At 68.4% G+C, this 19,392-nt stretch carries 21 protein-coding genes and 3 pseudogenes; 14 read left to right on the top strand and 10 right to left on the bottom strand.

Annotation, left to right across the window (positions count from 1 at the left end; genetic code table 11):
* Positions 1-16: 16 nt before the first annotated feature.
* Complete coding sequence (locus POD19_RS06810) at positions 17-847, bottom strand: patatin-like phospholipase family protein (protein WP_010080497.1); 831 nt, start codon at positions 845-847, stop codon at positions 17-19.
* A 7-nt stretch (positions 848-854) separates the two neighbouring features.
* Here POD19_RS06810 and POD19_RS06805 point away from each other — a divergent pair, with 7 nt between their 5' ends.
* A complete protein-coding gene (locus POD19_RS06805; protein WP_078025878.1) occupies positions 855-1,655 on the top strand; it encodes a formate/nitrite transporter family protein in 801 nt (266 codons plus the stop codon).
* 23 nt (positions 1,656-1,678) lie between these two features.
* Here POD19_RS06805 and aqpZ read toward each other — a convergent pair whose 3' ends face one another.
* From aqpZ to POD19_RS13025, 4 genes and pseudogenes are all read right to left on the bottom strand, one after another.
* Positions 1,679-2,377, bottom strand: a complete 699-nt coding sequence (aqpZ, locus tag POD19_RS06800; protein ID WP_136940223.1) for an aquaporin Z — start codon at positions 2,375-2,377, stop codon at positions 1,679-1,681.
* 166 nt (positions 2,378-2,543) lie between these two features.
* Complete coding sequence (locus tag POD19_RS06795; protein WP_102708427.1) at positions 2,544-3,023, bottom strand: NUDIX domain-containing protein; 480 nt, start codon at positions 3,021-3,023, stop codon at positions 2,544-2,546.
* A gap of 9 nt (positions 3,024-3,032) precedes the next feature.
* Positions 3,033-3,314, bottom strand: coding sequence for a hypothetical protein (locus tag POD19_RS06790; RefSeq protein ID WP_231119487.1), 282 nt, complete (start codon positions 3,312-3,314; stop codon positions 3,033-3,035).
* 12 nt (positions 3,315-3,326) lie between these two features.
* Positions 3,327-3,428 (bottom strand): annotated as a pseudogene (locus POD19_RS13025) (ATP-binding cassette domain-containing protein); the annotation flags it as partial.
* Between the two features lie 123 nt (positions 3,429-3,551).
* Between POD19_RS13025 and POD19_RS06785 the strand changes: the two are divergent.
* Genes POD19_RS06785 through POD19_RS06775 form a run of 3 tightly spaced genes read left to right on the top strand, consistent with a single transcriptional unit; the run spans position 3,552 to position 5,598 of the window.
* Positions 3,552-4,277: a histidine phosphatase family protein gene (locus tag POD19_RS06785; RefSeq protein ID WP_169577815.1), complete on the top strand. Its 726-nt coding sequence runs from the start codon at positions 3,552-3,554 to the stop codon at positions 4,275-4,277.
* The gene (locus tag POD19_RS06780; RefSeq protein ID WP_036340843.1) at positions 4,274-4,816 is read left to right on the top strand and encodes a DUF3090 domain-containing protein; all 543 of its coding nucleotides are present in this window, start codon (positions 4,274-4,276) and stop codon (positions 4,814-4,816) included. Before POD19_RS06785 ends, POD19_RS06780 begins: the two co-directional genes overlap by 4 nt.
* A complete protein-coding gene (locus POD19_RS06775) occupies positions 4,816-5,598 on the top strand; it encodes an SCO1664 family protein (protein WP_144818646.1) in 783 nt (260 codons plus the stop codon). Before POD19_RS06780 ends, POD19_RS06775 begins: the two co-directional genes overlap by 1 nt.
* A 43-nt stretch (positions 5,599-5,641) precedes the next feature.
* On the opposite strand, the gene POD19_RS06770 is transcribed toward POD19_RS06775, so the two are convergent.
* From POD19_RS06770 to POD19_RS06760, 3 genes are read right to left on the bottom strand one after another with little or no spacing between them, the layout of a single operon-like run.
* Entirely contained in the window at positions 5,642-6,208 is a 567-nt protein-coding gene (locus POD19_RS06770; protein ID WP_041103934.1) for a mismatch-specific DNA-glycosylase, read from the bottom strand.
* Position 6,209: 1 nt separating this feature from the next.
* Positions 6,210-6,464: a Txe/YoeB family addiction module toxin gene (locus POD19_RS06765; protein ID WP_041103932.1), complete on the bottom strand. Its 255-nt coding sequence runs from the start codon at positions 6,462-6,464 to the stop codon at positions 6,210-6,212.
* Positions 6,465-6,725, bottom strand: a complete 261-nt coding sequence (locus POD19_RS06760; protein ID WP_036340860.1) for a type II toxin-antitoxin system Phd/YefM family antitoxin — start codon at positions 6,723-6,725, stop codon at positions 6,465-6,467.
* Between the two features lie 326 nt (positions 6,726-7,051).
* Between POD19_RS06760 and POD19_RS06755 the strand changes: the two genes are divergently transcribed.
* The 3 genes from POD19_RS06755 (at position 7,052) to POD19_RS06745 (ending at position 9,820) form a co-directional block, all read left to right on the top strand.
* Positions 7,052-7,967, top strand: a protein-coding gene (locus POD19_RS06755; protein WP_222114840.1) for an IS5 family transposase whose coding sequence is annotated in 2 segments (ribosomal slippage) — positions 7,052-7,426 and positions 7,428-7,967 — 915 coding nt in all. Because the reading frame shifts where the segments join, the coding sequence is not laid out codon by codon here.
* Positions 7,968-8,102: 135 nt separating this feature from the next.
* A complete protein-coding gene (locus tag POD19_RS06750) occupies positions 8,103-8,513 on the top strand; it encodes an FAD-dependent oxidoreductase (RefSeq protein ID WP_070708869.1) in 411 nt (136 codons plus the stop codon).
* Positions 8,514-8,737: 224 nt separating this feature from the next.
* Entirely contained in the window at positions 8,738-9,820 is a 1,083-nt protein-coding gene (locus tag POD19_RS06745; protein ID WP_236601339.1) for a major royal jelly family protein, read from the top strand.
* A gap of 174 nt (positions 9,821-9,994) precedes the next feature.
* On the opposite strand, the gene POD19_RS06740 is transcribed toward POD19_RS06745, so the two are convergent.
* Positions 9,995-10,405 (bottom strand): four-helix bundle copper-binding protein, encoded by a 411-nt coding sequence (locus tag POD19_RS06740; protein ID WP_002855901.1) that lies wholly within the window; start codon positions 10,403-10,405, stop codon positions 9,995-9,997.
* A gap of 284 nt (positions 10,406-10,689) precedes the next feature.
* On the opposite strand from POD19_RS06740, the gene POD19_RS06735 reads away from it, so the two are divergent.
* The 7 genes and pseudogenes from POD19_RS06735 (at position 10,690) to POD19_RS06705 (ending at position 17,189) form a co-directional block, all read left to right on the top strand.
* Complete coding sequence (locus tag POD19_RS06735; RefSeq protein ID WP_269295472.1) at positions 10,690-11,697, top strand: IS481 family transposase; 1,008 nt, start codon at positions 10,690-10,692, stop codon at positions 11,695-11,697.
* 183 nt (positions 11,698-11,880) lie between these two features.
* Entirely contained in the window at positions 11,881-12,411 is a 531-nt protein-coding gene (locus POD19_RS06730) for an NlpC/P60 family protein (RefSeq protein ID WP_100057286.1), read from the top strand.
* Positions 12,410-12,613 (top strand): annotated as a pseudogene (locus tag POD19_RS06725) (C40 family peptidase); the annotation flags it as partial. The gene POD19_RS06730 and the pseudogene POD19_RS06725, both read left to right, overlap by 2 nt.
* Positions 12,614-13,107: 494 nt before the next feature.
* Entirely contained in the window at positions 13,108-14,511 is a 1,404-nt protein-coding gene (locus tag POD19_RS06720; protein ID WP_100057284.1) for a GntP family permease, read from the top strand.
* Positions 14,512-14,540: 29 nt separating this feature from the next.
* On the top strand, positions 14,541-15,695 hold the full coding sequence (locus POD19_RS06715) for a glycerate kinase family protein (protein WP_100057283.1): 1,155 nt from the start codon (positions 14,541-14,543) through the stop codon (positions 15,693-15,695).
* 1 nt (position 15,696) lies between these two features.
* Positions 15,697-16,106 (top strand): annotated as a pseudogene (locus tag POD19_RS06710) (SCO1664 family protein); the annotation flags it as partial.
* Positions 16,107-16,294: 188 nt separating this feature from the next.
* Positions 16,295-17,189, top strand: a protein-coding gene (locus POD19_RS06705; RefSeq protein WP_119217896.1) for an IS5 family transposase whose coding sequence is annotated in 2 segments (ribosomal slippage) — positions 16,295-16,651 and positions 16,653-17,189 — 894 coding nt in all. Because the reading frame shifts where the segments join, the coding sequence is not laid out codon by codon here.
* Here the strand turns inward: POD19_RS06705 and POD19_RS06700 are convergent.
* Positions 17,186-19,360 carry a phage infection protein gene (locus POD19_RS06700; RefSeq protein WP_100057280.1) on the bottom strand — a complete coding sequence of 725 codons (2,175 nt, stop codon included), beginning with the start codon at positions 19,358-19,360 and terminating at the stop codon, positions 17,186-17,188. The genes POD19_RS06705 and POD19_RS06700 overlap by 4 nt on opposite strands.
* Positions 19,361-19,392: the final 32 nt, after the last annotated feature.

Here is a 19,392-nt window from a genome sequence, read left to right as displayed (position 1 = left end):
GGAAGTGCGGCGGGCGTCAGGCCATTCTGCCGCGACTGAGCTCCACGAGCTTCTCGGCCCGGGCGCGCGTCGCCTCCTCTCCCGCCGCGATGGCGACGCCGGAGCTGCGGAAGTCCGCGACCGTCATCCCCTCGATCGGCGGGCTGATGAGCACGTCCGGCCGGTAGAGCGAGAGCCGGACGGTGGTGAGCTGGGCCTGCATGACGTCAATCGCCCGCATGGCCTGGCGCAGCGACGTGGCGGGCGAACGGCGGGTGCGGGTGCGCGCCCCGGGCTCCGGCCGCTCCAGGGGCTCGAGCGTGGTGGCATCGACGGCGATCACCCGCTGCGCGCCCAGGAAGCGCACCCCGTCCACCGGGATCTGGTTGAGGATGCCGCCGTCCACCAGCACGGAGTCCCCCACGGTCACCGGCTCCAGCGCGCCGGGGTAGGCGGTGGTCGCCTGGATCGCGGTGATGAGGTCCCCGGTGTGCAGGTAGCGGGTCTGGCCCTCGACGACGTCGGCCGCGGTGAGCACCAGGGGAATCTGCAGCTCCTCGAAGGTGTCCGGGAGCAGCTCGCGGAGCCAGGCCCGCAGCCTCTCGCTGGAGAGGATGCCGCCGGTCAGGCCCCAGTTGATGAGCCGCGGCCAGTCCACGCTCCGCTCGATCTTCTCGAGCGAGGCGGCGTCATGACCGGCGGCTATGAGCGCGCCGAGGAGGCCGCCCATGCTCGTTCCCGCGAGCACGTCCGGGCGGATGTCGAGCTCCTCGAGCACCCGCCAGACCCCGATGTGGCACAGCCCGCGCGCTCCTCCGCCGCCCAGGGCGAGGCCCAGCCGACCCGTGGGCCGTTCGTCATGCATCATCGGCCCAGTGTGCCACGGACATGACCGTGAAGGGAGCGATGCCGGTCAGTCCGTCTCCGGCAGGCCGGCGGCCCACAGGGCGGCGGCAGACGAGGGCGCGGAACGCCTGCATCGGTCCCTCACCGTCCTGACGACCACCGGGTTCCTGGGCGGCGTCGAGATCACGATCGGCCTGCTCGCGTACCTGCTCACGCTCCACGAGACGGGCAGCCACCTTCTGGCCGGACTCGCGTTCTCCATCGGCCTGGTCAGCCTGTTCCTCGCCCACTCCGAGCTCTTCACGGAGGGGTTCTACTACCCGATCACCGCGATCGCCGCCGGCCGAGGCACGTGGATGGAGCTGCTGCGTCTGTGGGCGGTGACCCTCGTTATGAACCTCCTCGGCGGCACCGTGATGATCGCCCTCGTGGTGGCGGGGTTCCCCGACCTGCACGGCACCCTGGCCGAGAGCGCCCACCACTTCCTGGACATCGGCTTCAGCTGGCAGGGCGCCGCCCTGGCGGTCCTGGCCGGGGTGGCGATCACCCTCGTGACGCGGATGCAGGCCGGGACGGACAGCCCGACGGCGATGATCGTCGCGTCCGTCGCCGGAGCCATCGTCCTCGCCGGCGGTTCGCTCTTCCATTCGGTGATGGACTCGATCCTCATCATCGGAGCCATCCTGTCCGGAGCGCACGGCGTGGGGTGGCTCGAGTGGCTCAGTTGGGTGTGGTGGGTGATCCCCCTGAACATCCTCGGCGGGCTGGCGCTGACGACGGCGCCGCGCCTGCTGCGTTCCAAGGAGGTGCGGGAAGAGACGGGGCGGTGAGGGCAGGGCCCGAATGACAGGGATCAGACGGCGTCCCGCGTCCCGTCGGCGGCGGGCTCGGGCAGCTCCTCGGTCACCCGGGAGGTGTTGGGGAAGACGAAGCGGTAGCTGAGACCGGCGACCGCGGCGCCCAACAACGGGGCCACGAAGAACAGCCAGACCTGGCCGAGGGCGTCCCCGCCCGCGAACAGGGCCACGCCGAAGGAGCGAGCGGGGTTCACGGAGGTGTTCGACACGGGGATGGAGATCAGGTGGATCAGCGTGAGGGTCAGGCCGATGGCCAGCGGCGCGAAGCCGGACGGAGCACGGCGGTCCGTGGCGCCGAGGATGACGTAGAGGAACACGGCGGTCAGCAGCACCTCGGTCAGGAACACCGCGCCCATCGAGTAGCCCGCGGGCGAGAGTTCGCCATAGCCGTTGGTGGCCAGGCCGTTCTCCGCAAGCGAGTAGCCCGGACGACTGGAGGCGATCGCCAGCAGCACGCCGCCGGCCGCCACGCCGCCCACGAGCTGGGCGATCCAGTACGGCACAGTGAGCTTCCACGGCAGACGACCCGCGAGCGCCGCACCCAGCGTGACGGCCGGGTTGAAGTGACCGCCGGAGATGTGGCCTACGGCGTAGGCCATGGCCACCACGGTCAGGCCGAAGGCGAGGGCGACGCCGAGGAAGCCGATGCCCATGTTGACGCCTGTGGCGTCGTCGATCACGGAGGCGGAGAACACGGCCGCACCGTCCGTGGGACCGTCCCGCCGTTGCCTGGGCGCACCGTCTCGTCCCGCGTCCACCCTCCTGACCGCGCCGCCACGATCACGCCCGCAGATCAGGCAGCGGCCCTCATCCGGGACGGGGACGCCGCCGGGCACCGCTCGTCCGGCCGGGGGCCGGGCCTCAGCCCGCCGGCTGATCCACCCCCGCGGCGGGACGCCCGTCCTCCAGGTAGACGCAGTGCGCGGCGTCCCAGGCGGCGTCGACGCGGCGGGCGATCGCCGGGCGCAGGAGCTTCCGGGCCTCCTGGCACGTCACGAAGCGATGCTCGGAGGCCTCGTCCTCCTGCAGGCGGATGGCGGCGACGTCCGCGGCAGTGAGCGGGTGGACGGCGCGGAAGAGGAAGCGCAGGCCGATCCGGCCGTCGGCCTTGCTGGGCCGCGTGTCGACGGCGACGAGCCGCCCGGCGGTCACCTCCAGCCCCGTCTCCTCCCGGACCTCGCGGCGGCAGCCGTCCCAGGGGGTCTCGCCGTCGTCCTCCATGATCCCGCCGGGGATGGTCCACCCCTTCTTGTAGGTGGGCTTGAGCACGAGCAGGCGGCCGGCCTCGTCGAAGAGGAGGCAGCCGCAGGAGACGGGGACGGAAGGGATCAGGAAGGACATGGCGCCAGCCTAGAGGCCGGCGCCGGCGGGGCGCTGGCCGGCAGACTTATGCCCCGCGCGGCGGGCGCGCACCGTGCGGACGGCCAGGATCAGCCAGGCGAGCACGGCCAGCGCGGCGAACACCGCGGGCAGCACGTGCCCCAGGAGCACGGAGGAGGCGACGGCGGCGAGGAACGCGGCCAGGTTGAGGACGACGTCGTACATCGGCGCGATGAACCGCCGGTTCACCACGTGGAGCCCGGCGATCGCCACGCCGCACGCGAACGTCACCGAGAGCAGGAGGTTGACCACCGGGGGAGGGTATCAGCGGCGGTCTAGGCGGACGGCCTCGAGCATGCGGCGGTCGTGGGTGACCAGCAGCAGGGCGCCGTCCTAGGCCTCGAGGGCCTGCTCCGGGCGTTCGAGGCCTGCAGACGGGCGTCAGCCTTGCCGGGCATAGGCGTGCTCGCGTTGCGTCACTGACCCTTTGCGTCATGGCCGCGAGGCTTTGTCCGCGAGAGGCGGGCATCCCCTCGCTACGCTGAGGCCATGGCGACGGTACTTCTCGTGCGGCACGGCCGCACCACGGCCAACGCGACCGGACTGCTGGCGGGCCGCACCCCCGGGGTCAGCCTGGACGACCACGGACGGGAGCAGGCGGCCCGCACCGGGGATCGGGTCGCGGCCGTGCCCGTGGCCGCGGTGGTGGCCAGTCCCCTGGAGCGGTGCGCGCAGACGGCCCACGCCCTCCTCGATCGCCAGCCGCGGACGGTGCCCTCGCTGGTCGACGACGACCTCACCGAGTGCGACTACGGCCAGTGGCAGGGGCGCGCGCTCAGCGACCTGGCCACCGAGCCCCTGTGGGCGACGGTGCAGACCCAGCCGTCCGCCGTCGTCTTCCCCGGCGGGGAGTCCATGGCGGGCATGCAGGCCCGCGCGGTGGCGGCGATCCGCCGGCACGACGCCGCCGTCGAGGCCGAGCACGGGCCCGGGGCGGTGTGGGTGGCGGTGAGCCACGGGGACGTCATCAAGTCGATCCTGGCCGACGCGCTCGGCACGCACCTGGATCTGTTCCAGCGGATCGAGGTGGGACCCGCCTCCGTGTCCATCGTGAGCTACGGGCCGAGCCGCCCGCGGGTCTGGGCGACCAATACCGACGCCGGGGACCTGTCCTGGCTCTCGGCCCTCGGCCCGTCCGACGACGCCCCGGTGGGCGGCGGCGCGGGCACCGGCCCCGGCGCGGTGGACGAGCGGACGCCTAGGATCGTGGCATGAGTGATGCACCTGCCCCCGCCCATGAGTTCGACTGGCCGGATCGGGTCGTGATCGGGACGCTCGGGCGTCCCGGAGCCCGCACGTTCTACCTGCAGGTGCGCACCGGGCCCCGGCTGGTGAGCCTGGCCCTGGAGAAGCAGCAGTCGGCCCTGATGGCGGAGATGCTCGACGAGATCCTCGACGATCTGATGGCGTTGGAGGGCAATCCGCACAGCGTCCCGGCCAGCACGCCCGTGGAACTCGTGGACAACGATCCGCTGGACCCGGTGCAGGAGTGGTTCCGGGTGGGGGCCATCGGCCTGGGCTGGGACCCCACCACCGCGCAGGTGCTCATCGACGCGCACCCGCTGACCGACGACGACGCCGCCCCGGCGCTCGAGGCGGACGCCGAGGCCGTGCGCGTGCGGATGCCCGTCGGTGCCGCCCGGGCGTTCGCCCGCCGCACCCGGGAGGTCGTGGACGCCGGGCGCCCGATCTGCTCGGACTGCGGCCAGCCCATCGACCCCGACGGCCACGACTGCACTCTCCCCGACTCCTGATGAGCGCCGCGGACGTGCCCGCCGGCGAGCTGATGTCCGGGGAGCTGACGCTCACCGGCCGCATCACGACGGCGTCCAACGCCACGTTCCTCGGCGCGATCGGTGACACCCCGGTGGTCTACAAGCCGGTGGCCGGCGAGGCCCCGCTCTGGGACTTCCCCGCCGCAACCCTGGCCCGCCGCGAGGTGGCCGCGCACCTGGTGTCCGAGGCACTGGGGTGGGATATCGTGCCGCGCACGTGGCTGCGCGACGGCCCCTTCGGCGAGGGCATGGTGCAGCTCTGGCAGGAGCAGGATCCTGGGCAGGACGCCGTGGGCCTGTTCCCGGCGGACGAGGTACCGGCCTCGGGATGGCTCACGATCCTGGAGGGCGAGGACGAGGACGGGAACCGGCTGGCCCTGGCCCATGAGGACTCGGCGGCGCTGCGCCGCATGGCGGTGTTCGACGTGATCGTCAACAACGCCGACCGCAAGGGCGCCCACATTCTCGCCATGCCCGGCGGGCACCGGTACGGGGTGGACCACGGGCTCACGTTCCATGTGGAAGACAAGCTGCGCACCGTGCTGTGGGGGTGGCTGGGCGAGGCGCTGAGCGAGGAGGAGCGCGACGGCGTCGCCCGGGTTCTCCACGGGCTCGACGGTGAGCTGGGGTGGGGGCTGGCGGAGCTGCTGGGTGCCGAGGAAGTCGACGCCCTTGCCGAACGCTGTGCCCGGTTGCTCGACGGCGGGATCTTCCCGGCCCCGAGCGGGCTGACGCCGGCCGTGCCCTGGCCGCTCTTCTGACGGGCCTGAGGCGTCAGCGCGGCCGCAGGGACAGCGGGCGCACTCAGTCCACGAGCCCCGCCGCGGCACCGGCCGCACGGTAGTCCGCGGCGAGCGAGTCCAGGGTGGCGTGAGCGTTGAGCCCGCTGGGGTTCGGCGCCACGAACAGCCGCGTGCCCGGCCACGGCGTCTGCTGCTCCCCCAGCACCGCCTTCGGGCGTCCGAACGCCTGCCGGTAGGCCGTCACCCCCAACACAGCGACGACGGCCGGCGCATGCGCTGCCACGAGCGCGTCCAGGCGGGCGGGGGCGGCGGCGAGCTCCTCCGCGGTGAGCTCGTCGGCGCGGGCGGAGGCCCGCGGGACGAGGTTGGAGATCCCGATGCCGCGGGCGTGCAGCTCGGCGAGGTCCTCGGCCTTGTAGCCGTCGGAGGCGTCGATCAGGTGTCGGGTGAGCCCGGCGCGGTGCAGGGCCGGGTAGAAGCGGTTGCCGCGGCGGGCGAAGTGCGCACCGGTGGCGGCGCTCCACAGGCCGGGGTTGATGCCGATGAACAGCAGCCGCAGCGGGTCCGGCAACAGGTCGGGGACGGTGCGGTCGCGGAACTGCTGGAGCTCGGCCTGGGTGAAGCGCATGTCAGTAGTGATACCTCGCCTGGAGGATGATCAGGTCCTCGCCGTCGACGAGGTAGACGAGCCTGTGCTCCTCCGTGATGCGTCGGGACCATGCCCCGGGCGCGCCGTACTTCAGCTGCTCGGGCTTGCCGATCCCGTCGAAGGGATCACGCAGGGCGGCGTCGATGAGGGTGTTGATCCGCTTGAGGACCTTGCGGTCCGTGGTCTGCCAGTGCGTGTAGTCCTCCCAGGCCGAGCGGTCCCACACGAGGCGCACTCAGGCGTCCCCGTCCATGCGGTCCAGAGCGTGCTCCTCGACGCTCCCTGCGCGGGCGCGCTCGTAGGCGTCCAGCAGCCGGCGGGCGTTGGCCGGGGAGCGGAACAGGTAGGCGGTCTCCTGCCAGGCGGCGTACTCGTCCGCGGGCATGAGGACGGCATTCCCCTTGCGGGAGACGATCTCTACGGCGTCGCGGTCCGCATTCACTCGCTCGATGAGCGGGAACAGGGTCTTGCGGGCTTCACTGGCGCTGATGGACATGCTGGCCTCCTCGGGTGCGATGTGGTACTTGCTTATGGTACCAGTTGGGGCTGTCGAACTCGAGGGGTGCCGTGCGGGATGCAGATCTCCTTGCCCTCGTGGTCCGTGGGCGCGGCGACGGCGTCCCCTGCTCTCCCAGGAGCGCCTTGGGCTTCCCGAAGATGTCCACACCCGCTCTCCTGACGCAGGCCCCCGCGGGCCGTTCTATTGTCCTGAGGACCATCGAGACGGCCGAACCCTGTTCGCCACAACATCGCCGTTGAAGTCCCATCTGCCCTAGGGCGTGTCTCCCTTATCGGTGGTGAGGCTCGCGGCAGGCTGGTCGGGTGAGGTCGACAGGGTCGCGGTATCAGGTGTTCACGGACGAGCAGTGGGAGCGGATCGAGCCGTTGCTGCCCTCGAATCAGGGCCGGCGTGGGCATCCCTTCGGGGAGCACCGCAGGGTGGTGGAGGGCATCGCCTACCGGTATCGGACCGGGGTCCCGTGGCGGGATCTGCCCCGGGAGCAGTTCGGGCCCTGGCAGACGGTGTGGAAGCGCCACCGCCGCTACGCCGCGGATGGGACCTGGGATCGGGTGCTGACCCACGTGCTGGCCGAGGCCGATGCGGCCGGGATGATTGACTGGGCCGTCTCGGTCGATGCGACCATCGCCCGGGCCCATCAGCACGCCACGAACACCACTCGTCCGGACCAGGACACAGGGGGCCGGGGCGAATCACAAGAAACTGCCGCTGGATGAGGTTGAGCCGCCCGGGCACGGCATCGGGCGTTCCCGCGGCGGGCTGACGACCAAGATTCACCACGCCGTCGATGGCCGCGGCCGGCCGCTGGCCGCGATCGTCACCGGCGGGCAGCGCAACGACGAGGCCGTGCTGGCGCAGGTGCTGGCCGAAATCCAGATTCCCCGACTCGGCGCCGGCGCCGCCCGAGCCCGCCCGGAGGCGGTGATCGCCGACCGGGCCTATGCCACCGGAGTGATTCGCAACGAGCTGCGCCGCCGCCGAATCACCGCGGTAATTCCGGAGAAACGGGACCAGATCGCGGCCCGAGCCCGTCGCGGCAGCCGCGGCGGGCGGCCGCCGGCCTTCGACGCCCAGGCCTACCGCGGGCGCAACGTCGTGGAACGCCACTTCGCCCTAGCCAAGCAATGGCGCGGCTTGGCCATTCGTTACGACAAGCTAGCGATCACCTACCGCGCCGCCGTCACCCTCTGCGCCATCTTCACCTGGCTACGCGCATAAGGGAGACACGCCCTAGCCCAGAGAGGAAGGGGTCGCTGTGCGCGGTGACTGCGGGCTTACACAGCCCGCTGACGTCGTGGCAGCGGCCCTTCTCCTGCGGCGTATCGCTCATCACCAACAGATCGAGGAACCGCGATGACAGGAACTGACGACGGCGTTGCCACGACGCGTTCACCCGAGGTAGCAGCGATCGGGGGTGGGATCGTTGGTCTGTCGACGGCGTACGCGCTGCGGGAGCAGGGCGTGCCGGTGCGTTTGTACGAGGCTGGTCTGCCCGGGACGGGTCAGTCCGGAGGCGAGTCGCGGATCTTCCGACATGCCCACGACGACCCGCGACTCGTTGCTTTCGCGTGCGAAAGCCGCGGCGTCTGGGATGAGTGGGCCGAACACTTCAACGTCGGGCTGGTCTCATCAGACGGTGTCCTGGCGATCGGAGACAGCGCCCTGGCGCGGCTGCGGGTGCTCAACCAGGTCGGCGGCGTGGAAGCGCACGAGATCGACGCGGTCGCGGTCACCCTGCTCAGCGCCGTGGCCCGGACCAGCTGACCGGCGCACCACTCCCCTTACGTGACTTGGACGGGGGCTCTCCATGCACCGGGGTCCTGGGCACCGCACACCGCAACCCACTGGGACTGCCGGGCAGAACTGGTCCTGCCCGAAGGCTCCCGCCCCGGCGGCCGAGAACCCGGTGTACCGTTCCGAGCACGAGCCCGACTGACAGGAGCGATGTGATGGAGAATCGATCGGAAGGCCTGCCCGCGGAGCAGCCGGTGGGCGAGCTGGAGGAAGTGGCCCATTTCCACGGCGCCATGCTCACCGGCGTCACGGTCTCGCACCGGGGGCGGATCTTCGTCAATTACCCGAAGTGGGGCGATGACGTCGCCTTCACGGTGGCCGAAATTCGCGACGGCGAGGCGGTGGCCTACCCGAACGAGGCCATCAATCGCACCGATTCCGACGACCTGGCGAACACCCTGGTCTCGGTGCAGAGCGTGGTGGTGGACCCTGCCGATCGGCTGTGGATCCTGGACACCGGAAGCCCGCTATTCAAGCCCACGACCTACGGCGGGCCCAAGCTCGTCTGCGTCGACCTGACCAGCGACACAGTGGTCAAGACCATCCTGTTCCCCCAGGATGTCGCGTTGCCCACCAGCTACCTCAACGACGTGCGCTTCGACCTGCGCCGCGGAGCCGAGGGCGTCGCCTACCTCACCGACTCCTCCGACCAGGGACCCAACGCGCTGGTGGTGGTGGACCTGGCCACCGGTCAGAGCTGGCGGCGGCTGCACGAGCACCCCTCCACGAAGGCCGAGCCGCTCACAGACTTCATGCCGGTTGTCGAGGGCCGCCCGATGGTCGCCCGCCAGGAGGACGGGACCGTGGCGCCGGCGATCGCGATGGGCGCGGACGGAATCGCCATCGGCGCCGACGGCGCCCGCCTCTACTACTGCCCGCTGGCATCCCGGCGGCTCTACAGTGTGGCTACCGACGCGCTGGTGGACCGAGCCCTGGATGAGGCGGCGGTGGCCGCGACCGTGCGTGATGAAGGCGACAAGGGCGGGGCCGGCGACGGCCTGGAGTCCGACGCACAGGGCAACGTGTATGCGACGAACTACGAGCACAACGCGGTGCTGCGGCGTCGGGTCGACACCGTCGGGGCGTGGGAGACCGTGGTCAGCGACCCTCGGTTGCTGTGGCCGGACACGCTCTCGGTCGCGGCCGACGGCTACCTCTACATCACCGCGAACCAGCTCCACCGCCAGGCCGACTACCGGCAGGGGCAGGATGAACGGGTCAAGCCCTACACCCTCTTCCGCACCCGCATCGACGCCCGACCCGTCCTGCTGCGCTGACCACAGCGGGACGGAACTGGATGCAGCCATGCACAAGTGAAGCGCCCTGTCTTTGACACGTCGAGTTCTCCTCCTGCGGGGATGTTCTTTTACCGCCGGGCCAGTCAGGGACAGCAGCACATGTTCCACGCCTGCTGGCCCTGACTGGCATTACGGCATGGGCCTGGACTGCGCTCAGCCCAGGGAGGCGAGCAACTCGGCGCAGGCCCGCTCGCAGCGCCGGCAAGCCTCAGCGCAGATCTTGCAGTGCTCGTGCATTTCAGCGTGGGAGGCGCACTCGTCCCCGCACGTCTTGCAGGCGGTCCGGCAGGCCTCCAGCAGGGCACGAGTGGTCTCGACGTTGTTGCCGGTCTGCCTGGACAGCACCGCCCCGGTGGTGGCGCAGATGTCGGCGCAATCCAAATTGAACCGGATGCACTGCCTCAGTTCTGCGACCATGTCCTCGGCCAGGCACGCGTCCGCGCAGGCCGTACAGGTCTGAGCGCACTCGAAACAGGCCTCGATGCACTCGGCCAGCTTCTGCCGGTCGATGTCCCCCAAGTCTTTCGGGTAGGTCTCCAGCATCGAGCTCACGTGATGGGTCATGGCTTACTCCTTCATCGGTGCGGTTCGGAAAACGAACCGGCTGGAACCGGCCCGCCATGCAACCGACCATAGACCCCCCGCCCGGCCCGGAAAAGGGGCTCAACTTTGAAGATTCCGTAAAGATCCCAGCCGGCCACGGGCTCCGCCCGAGCCGTTCGAGCGGGCGGCTAGGTGTTGTGGGTCATGAGGTTCTTGCCACGGGGTACGGGCTGAGATGAGACGAGTGGGCCTCTCCCGCAGGATGGAAGTTCCTACACCACCCACCTGCCCGAGAAGACCCACTCATGACTCACGCTAACGCACCCCTGACCCCCACCGGCCGACTCAGGATGGTCCACCGCCACCTGCACGACGGGATCCCGCAGTCCCACGTGGCCGCCGAGTTCCGGGTGAGCCGGCCCACGGTGGCCACCTGGGTGGCCCGCTACCGCGCCCAGGGAGAAGCCGGCCTTCAGGACCTGCCCAGCCGGCCGCACCGTTCACCTGCCCAGCTCGATCCGGTCCTGGTGGCCCAGATCCACGCCCTGCGGCGGGAGCGCAAGTGGTCCGCACGGCGCATCCATCACCACCTCGTCTCCGAGGGCCACCGGGTGTGTCTTCGTACCGTGGGACGGTGGCTGCACCGACTCGGGATCTCCCGCCTACGGGACCTGACCCCGGCCGGAGAAGACCTGCGCCAACGACCCCAGAAGATCACCGCGAGAGGGCCGGGGCACATGGTGCACCTGGATGTGAAGAAGATCGGGAAGATCCCAGACGGGGGCGGTTGGCGCACCCACGGACGTGAAAGTGAAGCAGGCCGTGCTTCCAAGCGTGGTGCAGGCCGGCGGGTCGGCTACACCTACCTGCACTCGGCGATCGACGGGTTCACCCGGCTGGCCTACACCGAAGCGTTGGAGGACGAGCGGGCGGCCACGACCGTGAGCTTCTACTGCCGGGCGAGGGCGTTCTTCGCCGCCCACGGCATCACCGTGGACCGGGTGATCACGGACAACGGAAACAACTACCGGGCTGCGGACTTCACCGCGAAGGTGGTCTCGCTCGGGGGCCGGCATCACCGGATCCGGCCCTACACCCCGCGCCATAACGGGAAGGTGGAGAGGTACAACCGGCTGATGGTCGATGAGGTCATCTACGCCCGCCCCTACACCTCAGAGCAGGCTCGGCGTGAGGCCCTGGCGGTGTGGGTGAACCACTACAACTACCATCGGCCTCATACCTCCTGCGGGGACGCCCCGCCGGCCTCGTTGGCCCCGGCACGAGTCAACAACGTCATGCCCTCCTACAGCTAGGCTCGAAATGACGGCCTTTCCGGGCCCGGCTCAACCCTGAATCGGCTCGGAACTTGGCACTCCGGCAAGTTGCGGCCAGATCACGAATCCGCATTGTTGCATAACGTTCTGGCCACGGACCATTTCGACTAAGTGATAACTTGCTCGACGCGGAATTAGGAGGCCGTGGAAAAAGTCCAGAAAATGTACGCCAATGTCTACCGAGGTAACCCATGTCCTACCCCCACCCGCCGTGCCCGCATCGAGGCTGAAGCACAAGCCCGCCGTTCCCAGTACCGCCGTTCCCTCACCATGGGTGCGATAGGCCTGACCACCGTGGTGGGAGCCACGGTGGCCGGCATGGGCCCGGCCGCAGCCAACGAGGGCGCCTACTCCGCGCCCAGCGGCTCCACTGCTAATTCCTGTACGTGGGAGGGCGGTACCGCCGCCGAGACGTCCCGCTCTTCCAGGGTTCACACGCACTCGTCCGCGACCAGCAGTGAGCCGGCCCAGGATATCCAGCGGGCCTCTTACTCCACCGCTTCCTCCAGTAGTACTGGTTGGGGGGCGGCCGTGCAGTGGGCTACGGCCAAGGCTGCCGATCCGGGCGTCGGTTACGTCTGGGGTGGAAATGGCCCGACCGGCTACGACTGCTCCGGCTTCATTCAGAACGCGTTCGCGCAGGCCGACATTGAGCTGCCTCTGAACTCCAAGGCCCAAGTATGCGGCCGCTAGCCAATACGTCTCCCTGGACGACCTCCAGGTCGGTGACCTGGTCTTCTGGTCCAACAACGGCTCGGCCTCCGGGATCTACCACGTGGCCATGTACATCGGCGACGGCCAGATCGCCCACGCCCGCAACCCGCAAATGGGCGTGGCCGTGACCGCTGTCGACTACAGCCCCTGGAACATGATGGGCACCACCGCCCGCTACTGAACGGCACGCCACCACCCCGGGACGGCCCCGCAAGACGAAAGCCTCGGGGCCGTTCGATCTCAGGAGACCTCAGCCACCGTGCCCACCCCGCTGTCCCGCTGACCGAACCCCCCACCGGACACGCCAGCAGCTCACGTGGACGAACGTTGACATCCCTTGGGCCGCGTCCCGTCGGCCCCGTCCGGTGGTCCTTCCGGTGATGGGGCGTCATATGACACAAGTCTGGATGGCTCCCCCTCCCCTGTTGTCGCTTGCAGACGATGGGGCAGCGCCAAGAGCGCTAATTTGCAGCAGGTATGGCGCGGATGCGTCGGTAGAGGGTGGCTCGGGACATGCCCTAGCCAAGCAATGGCGCGGCTTGGCCACTCGTTACGACAAGCTAGCGATCACCTACCGCGCCGCCGTCACCCTCTGCGCCATCTTCACCTGGCTACGCGCATAAGGGAGACACGCCCTAGTCTGGCTAGAATCCCCTGCCGCACAAAGGACTTCCGATGACTGGAATACCGTTTCTGCTCGTCTTCATCCTCGCCGTCGCCCTGATGATCGTCATGATCTCCAGATGGAAGATCCACCCCTTCCTCTCGATCATGGCCGTCGCCTTCGCCTTGGGGATCATCGGTGGGATACCGCTGGTGAAGTCGACCGGCGCCGAAGGGGAAGCGCCCGTCAAGGGCATCGCCGACGTGATCGGGGAGGGATTCTCCGGGATCTTCACCTCGATCGGCATCGTCATCATCCTGGGCACGCTCATCGGACTCATCTTGGAGCGCACCGGCGGCGCCTTCAGGATCGCCGATGCGCTCGTGAGGGTCGTCGGCAAGCGCTACCCCGTCCTGGCCATGCAGCTCATGGGCTGGGTGGTCTCCATCCCCGTGTTCTGCGACTCCGGATTCGTCATTCTCAACCCCATCCGCAAGGCCCTGGCCCGTCGTACCGGGGCGTCACCCGTGGCGATGACCGTGGCCCTGGCGGCAGGCCTGTACACCTCGCACGTCTTCATCCCGCCGACCCCGGGGCCCATCGCAGCGGCCCAGAACCTCGGCATCGGCGACCACCTTCTGTTGGTGATCGGCCTCGGCGTCCTCGTCTCGATCCCCGCACTCCTCGTCGCGTACCTGTACGCCCTCTACATCGGCAAGCGGGTGACCTCCCCTGAGGAGACCGGCACGGAGGATACGGATGAGCTGGAGGCGGCCTACGACGCGCTTCGCCGGTCCTACGGGCGGATGCCTGGGACCGCTGCGTCCTTCGCGCCCATCATCGCCCCCATCCTGCTCATGGCTCTCGGCTCGCTCGCATCCGTCCAGAAGTGGACCGGCCCCGCGGGTGACTTCGCCCGATTCCTCGGCACGCCGATGATCGCGCTCGCCGTCGGCACCCTCTGCGCAGTCGGCGTGCTGTTCAGCGTGCGCCGTGGCGAGACGTTCTACGACCTGACAGAGGAGACCCTCCGGGTCGTCGGCCCCATTCTGTTCATCACGGCGGCCGGCGGTGTGCTGGGGCGCGTCATCGCCGCCACCGACCTCGTCACCTTCATCGAGAGCAACGCTGCGCCGTTGTCGGTCATCGGACTGTTCTTCCCCTTCCTCGTCTCCGCCGTCCTGAAGACCGCGCAGGGCTCCTCCACCGTGGCCCTCACGACCACGTCGGCCATGGTCTTCCCGATGATGCCCGCACTGGGCTTCGAGACCCCGGTGGCCAGCGCGCTCGTGGTCATGGCCATTGCAGCCGGCGCCATGACCGTCTCCCACGCCAACGACTCGTACTTCTGGGTGGTCACCAACTTCAGCGGCATGACGCCCTCGCAGGGTTACCGCACCCAGACGATGGTCACGCTCCTGATGGGACTCACCTCCATCGTGTTCATCTGGATCCTCGGCCTCGTCCTCGTCTGACCCCGTCACCTGACTCAGGAGATCCACGCGTGCAGCGCATCATCGTCATCCCGGACTCGTTCAAGGGGGCCCTGTCGTCGCGGGAGGCGGGCTCCGCGATCGCGACGGGTCTCGCGTCGGTCACCGACACCGAGGTTCTCGTGGTGCCCATCGCCGACGGCGGGGAGGGCACCGTCGAGGCCTTCGTGGCTGCCGCAGGGGGCGCCTTGCGATCCGCGACCGTCTGCGGGGTGTTCTACGGCGAACGCGTGCCCGTCCACTACGGACTGGTCGAGCCGGACGTGGCGGTGGTGGAGACAGCCTCATGTGCCGGCCTTCCTCTCGCCTCCGGACGCGAGGACACGGGGCGGGCCACGACGTTCGGGGTCGGCGAGCAGATCCTCGACGCGGTGTCCGCTGGCGCGCGCAGAGTCATCGTCGGGGCCGGCGGGAGCGCGACGACGGACGGCGGCACGGGCGCTGCCGCGGCCCTCGGCGTCCGGTTCCTCGACGCCGCAGGTGAGGAGTTCGTCCCGACCGGCGACACCCTCACCCGGATTGCGCGGATCGACTCCACCCCGGCACGAGACCGGCTCCGCGACGTCGACGTGGAGGTGATGTGTGACATCAGCAACCCCCTCACGGGGTCGCAGGGTGCAGCCCACGTGTTCGGCCCCCAGAAGGGGGCGGATCCTGCATCAGTGGCGAGCCTGGACACCGGACTGGTCCATCTCGCGGGCATCATCGAGCGAGACCTCGGGGTCGTGATCGATGCGCTCCCCGGTTCGGGAGCGGCGGGGGGTCTCGCCGGTGGCCTGCACGCCTTCATCGGGGCCACCTTGAAGCCGGGTATCGACGTCGTCCTCGAGACGGCGGGTTTCCACGACCTCGTGAAGACCGCTGACCTCGTCATCACCGGGGAGGGGCGCATCGACGGCCAGTCCCTGGCCGGGAAAGTGCCGGTCGGCGTGGCCCAGGCCGTGCGCGCAGCCGGCCGTGCGATCCCGGTGATCGTCCTCACCGGCTCCGTGGGGCAGGACGCGGACACCCTCTACGACGAGGGCATCACCGCGATCGTGCCCATTGGCCGCGGGCCCCAGGACCTGGCGACAGCGATCCGCCGTACAGCAGAGGACCTGACCGCGACCGCCCGCGACGTCGGGCGGCTGGTGATGGCCTGCTCCCCCGCCGGGCTCACACGGTGAGGAGGGTGAGGACGGGCGGAGGCTCGTCCTAGCCCACGAGGACTCGGTGGCGCTGCGCCGCATGGCGGTGTTCGACGTGATCGTCAACAACGCCGACCGCAAGGGCGCCCACATCCTCGCCATGCCCGGCGGTCACCGGTACGGGGTGGACCACGGGCTCACGTTCCACGTGCAGGACAAGCTGCGGACCGTGCTGTGGGGATGGCTGGGCGAGGCGCTGAGCGAGGAGGAGCGCGACGGCGTCGGCCGGGTAGTCGCGGAGCTCGACGGCGAGCTGGGGCGAAGGCTCGGGGAGTTGCTCAGTGCCGACGAGATCGGCGCCCTTGCCGAACGCTTACCCAGTTGTTCGACGACGGAATCTGCCCTGCCCCGAGCGGGCTGACGCCGACCGTGCCTTGGCCGCTGTTCTGAGCTGAAGGGGCCCTGAGTGCGGCGGGCCAGGAAGGCCGAGGGTCACCGCGTCCGTCGCCCATCACGTGACTCAAGGCGAGCCGACTCCCCTGCGGCGTTCCATAGTTGTGAGCCAGGAGGGACAGAGCACCTCGGACTTAGGGCGTGTCTGACAATGAGTCCAGGGGCCGGCTGACACCCTGAAAGGCATGTCTCGTTTCCAGATGCTCTCCGATGCCCAATGGGAACTGATCGCCCCGATGCTCCCGACCCGGACCGGTCGGCAGGGCCGGCCGTTCTCGGATGCCCGCACGATGGTGGAGGCAATCATCAACCGGTACCGGTGCGGGATTGCCTGGAGGGATCTGCCCGAGGTCTACGGGCCCTGGCAGACCGTGTGGACCTGGCACCGCCGGATGGCGGCCGAGGGCACCTGGGACACGGTGCTGACAAAGCTGACCGCCGCCGCTGACGCGCAGGGCTTGGTGGACTGGTCGGTCTCGGTGGACTCCACGATCGCCCGCGCTCACCAGCACGCCACGAACACCACCCGCCACACAGGGGGATGGATCGAACTACAAGAATCCGCGTGAAGAGCCGGCCGATCACGGCATCGGACGTTCTCGCGGCGGGCTGAGCACGAAGATCCATCAGCTCGTGGACGGGGCCGGGCTGCCGCTGGTCAGCCTGATCACCGCCGGCCAAGCAGGAGACTCGCCCATGCTGCTGCCCCTGCTGGGGCAGCTGCACGTGGCCCGCCCGGTGGGCCGGCCCCGGACCCGCCCGGACGCGCTCCTGGGCGACAAGGCGTACTCATCACGGGCGATCCGCGCCCACCTGCGTGCCCGCCGGATCAAGGCGGTCATCCCCGAGCCGGCCGACCAGCAGGGCCATCGCAGACGCCGCGGCCCCCGCGGTGGTAGGCCCGTGGGCCTCGACGCGGCCGCCTACAAGGGCCGCAACGTCATCCAGCGCCAGTACGCCCAACTCAAGCAGTGGCGCGGGCTGGCAACCCGGTATGACAAGTACTCCACCGTCTACCGGGCCGCCGTGGTGCTGAACGCGGTGATCGCGTGGTCCAAACGATTGTCAGACACGCCCTAGAGGCTCTTCACCCGAGTGAAGAGCTCACGCAGGGCCGCGTCTGAGAGATCAATGATCGGCTCGTACATGAACGAGTTCACGTGGATGTTCTCCGGCGTCATGAGCACGACGTCGTCGAGTATGCGGCGTGACTCGTCGGTTCCGTGGCCCCGGCCCTTGTACGCCTGGAAGAGCGCCTGGGTCTGGTTCCCAGTGATCCCATCCGTGAACGTCGGGTCGTCAAGGACGGCCACCATATGCTGCTCCGCGACAATGCGGGTGGCGATGGACAACACGACCTTGTTCTCGAAGTTGATGGCCTCGTCTGCGATGAGCGCCTCCTCTGCCTGCTCGAGCAGCAAGTCGATAACCGGCTTAGTGCCAGCATTCCACTTCTTCTTTTTGCTCGACTGGAAGGTCTCGTTGAAAATCCGGTCAAGCTCGGCGTTGTCGATGCTCGCCGATTCTGCCTTCCAATGCAACAGCGAGGTCAGCTTCAGGTAGTCGGGGTCATCCTCACCCCTGGTGTATTCGAGGATGTTGCGCACGAACGGCACCGAAGCAATACGCTGCATGCCGTTGCCAAAGAAGTTCTTCTTGAAACCATAGATGAATGGGTTCTTCACGTGGCTGGCTTGGTTCAGCGAGACCTTCCCCTCGCCCTTCTGCGCCATAAAGCACCTGTTGTAGCCAACGACACCTCGACTAAGAAGCGTGCGGAAGAAATCGAAGTTGTGCGTGAGGAGGATCAGCTTGAAGTTTGCGTGATCAGCCATCTCCTTGAGGTATTGGATGATGGCGTATTTGTTTTTGTAGTCGAACGAGTCGGCGAGGTCATCAATGATGAAGACCGTCTCCCGACCCGTCGCCTTGCGTGCTTCCATCTCGAAGAGGACGTTGAGGATGTAAAGCGCCTTCTTCTCGCCGTTGCTGAGCACTGACAGAAGGTCATCCCGCTCGACGCTGGCGGACTCCTGGCCGTCATTAAACTCGAAGACGAGCTTTAGCATGGAGTCCTGGCCGAGGGCCACTTGGTGCTTGTTCTCCGCGCGTAGAGTGAACGGCACGAAAAAGCGCTCGTTGAAGATCTTAATGACCTTGTCCCACTGGGTGCTTTCGGTAGCCGCCTGCTGTTCGATAGCCTTACGGCGCTTCTCGGTGTCTTTGTAGCACGTCACGACGCGCAGGTACGCCTCCTCGTGCGCCTTGAGATAGGACATCCAGACGTTCTGATGGAAGGTCTGGACGTTGGCGAACTCCGGGAGGAGGTCTTCGCGATTCGCGATGAACTCGAAGAACTTTCGCGTGTCCTCATTGCGCTGGACGGCGCGCTCGACACCTTCCATCTTCTTGCGTAGCGCATCATCATCGCTAATACGCTTCTTCTCTTCGGTGATCAGCGCCTGCAGGTCAGCGTCGCTCGTGATCTGGCGGGGCTCGTCCTCGCCGTGCAGTAGAAGCGAATGCTGAGCGGTGAAGAAGCCGTTGACACCGAGGCTCTTCGTAACGTTCGCAGCGTTGTAGTACGTGAACGAACTCCGGTTGAAGAACGTGGACTCGTCGAGAAGCTGGTTCAGCCGGGTCACATACGCTGCCAGCTGGGCTTGGACGTCAGCACCCTTGAGCGCGGTGGCCACCTTGTCGTTGAAGAGCACATCGTGGGGCAGGTCGGCAAACCGAGTGTCCTCGAGCTGCTCGACCTCGTAGGCAATGCGGACGAGAGCATCGTAGAACTTGTCATCGCTCTGCGTGAAGACCCTCGAGATCGTCGAGATTACGTCCTGTTTCGCACCCGACTGAGCCTTCAACTCCTTGACCAAGGCATCGCGGGCATCGAGGAGCTCCACCTGGAGCTCTTCGTACTCCTTCCTAAGCTCAGGGTTCACGAGCAGTGTCGAGGTCGACTCCGTCGGGCCGAGCTCCTCGTCGTAGGACAGGACAACGGCGACGCTGCGGGGGTCTGGCGACTGGCCGTTCTCGTCCGTGATCAAGCGAGAGGACTCCCGGTCAGGGAAGACTCGGTCGGTCGTCTCCTTGCCCGTGGCGAAGTCCTTAAACGTCCGGGCGAAGGAGGTCTTCATCGTGCCGTTGGGCGCGTAGATACCCACTGCGTTGCGGTCTCCAAAGTCCAGCGTCGCGTCAAACGATCGGATACCGTGGCAATTGGTCAGCTCGACCTTAAGCGTCTTCATGCCAACAGACTACGGTGCACACGGGCTCCGCG

The organism is Micrococcus sp. GPGPB33 (assembly GCF_037853785.1).
Lineage (GTDB): Bacteria > Actinomycetota > Actinomycetes > Actinomycetales > Micrococcaceae > Micrococcus > Micrococcus luteus.
This window is presented reverse-complemented; position numbering and strand designations above follow the sequence as displayed.

Bases quoted from the DNA above. Each gene is read 5' to 3' on its own strand.
- POD19_RS06775 (WP_144818646.1), top strand. From the start codon at position 4,816: ATGAGCGCCGCGGACGTGCCCGCCGGCGAGCTGATGTCCGGGGAGCTG.
- POD19_RS06735 (WP_269295472.1), top strand. From the start codon at position 10,690: ATGACTCACGCTAACGCACCCCTGACCCCCACCGGCCGACTCAGGATG.
- POD19_RS06760 (WP_036340860.1), bottom strand. From the start codon at position 6,725: ATGTCCATCAGCGCCAGTGAAGCCCGCAAGACCCTGTTCCCGCTCATC.
- POD19_RS06720 (WP_100057284.1), top strand. From the start codon at position 13,108: ATGACTGGAATACCGTTTCTGCTCGTCTTCATCCTCGCCGTCGCCCTG.
- POD19_RS06700 (WP_100057280.1), bottom strand. From the start codon at position 19,360: ATGAAGACGCTTAAGGTCGAGCTGACCAATTGCCACGGTATCCGATCG.
- POD19_RS06750 (WP_070708869.1), top strand. From the start codon at position 8,103: ATGACAGGAACTGACGACGGCGTTGCCACGACGCGTTCACCCGAGGTA.
- POD19_RS06810 (WP_010080497.1), bottom strand. From the start codon at position 847: ATGATGCATGACGAACGGCCCACGGGTCGGCTGGGCCTCGCCCTGGGC.
- POD19_RS06730 (WP_100057286.1), top strand. From the start codon at position 11,881: ATGTACGCCAATGTCTACCGAGGTAACCCATGTCCTACCCCCACCCGC.
- POD19_RS06770 (WP_041103934.1), bottom strand. From the start codon at position 6,208: ATGCGCTTCACCCAGGCCGAGCTCCAGCAGTTCCGCGACCGCACCGTC.
- POD19_RS06785 (WP_169577815.1), top strand. From the start codon at position 3,552: ATGGCGACGGTACTTCTCGTGCGGCACGGCCGCACCACGGCCAACGCG.
- POD19_RS06795 (WP_102708427.1), bottom strand. From the start codon at position 3,023: ATGTCCTTCCTGATCCCTTCCGTCCCCGTCTCCTGCGGCTGCCTCCTC.
- POD19_RS06780 (WP_036340843.1), top strand. From the start codon at position 4,274: ATGAGTGATGCACCTGCCCCCGCCCATGAGTTCGACTGGCCGGATCGG.
- POD19_RS06740 (WP_002855901.1), bottom strand. From the start codon at position 10,405: ATGACCCATCACGTGAGCTCGATGCTGGAGACCTACCCGAAAGACTTG.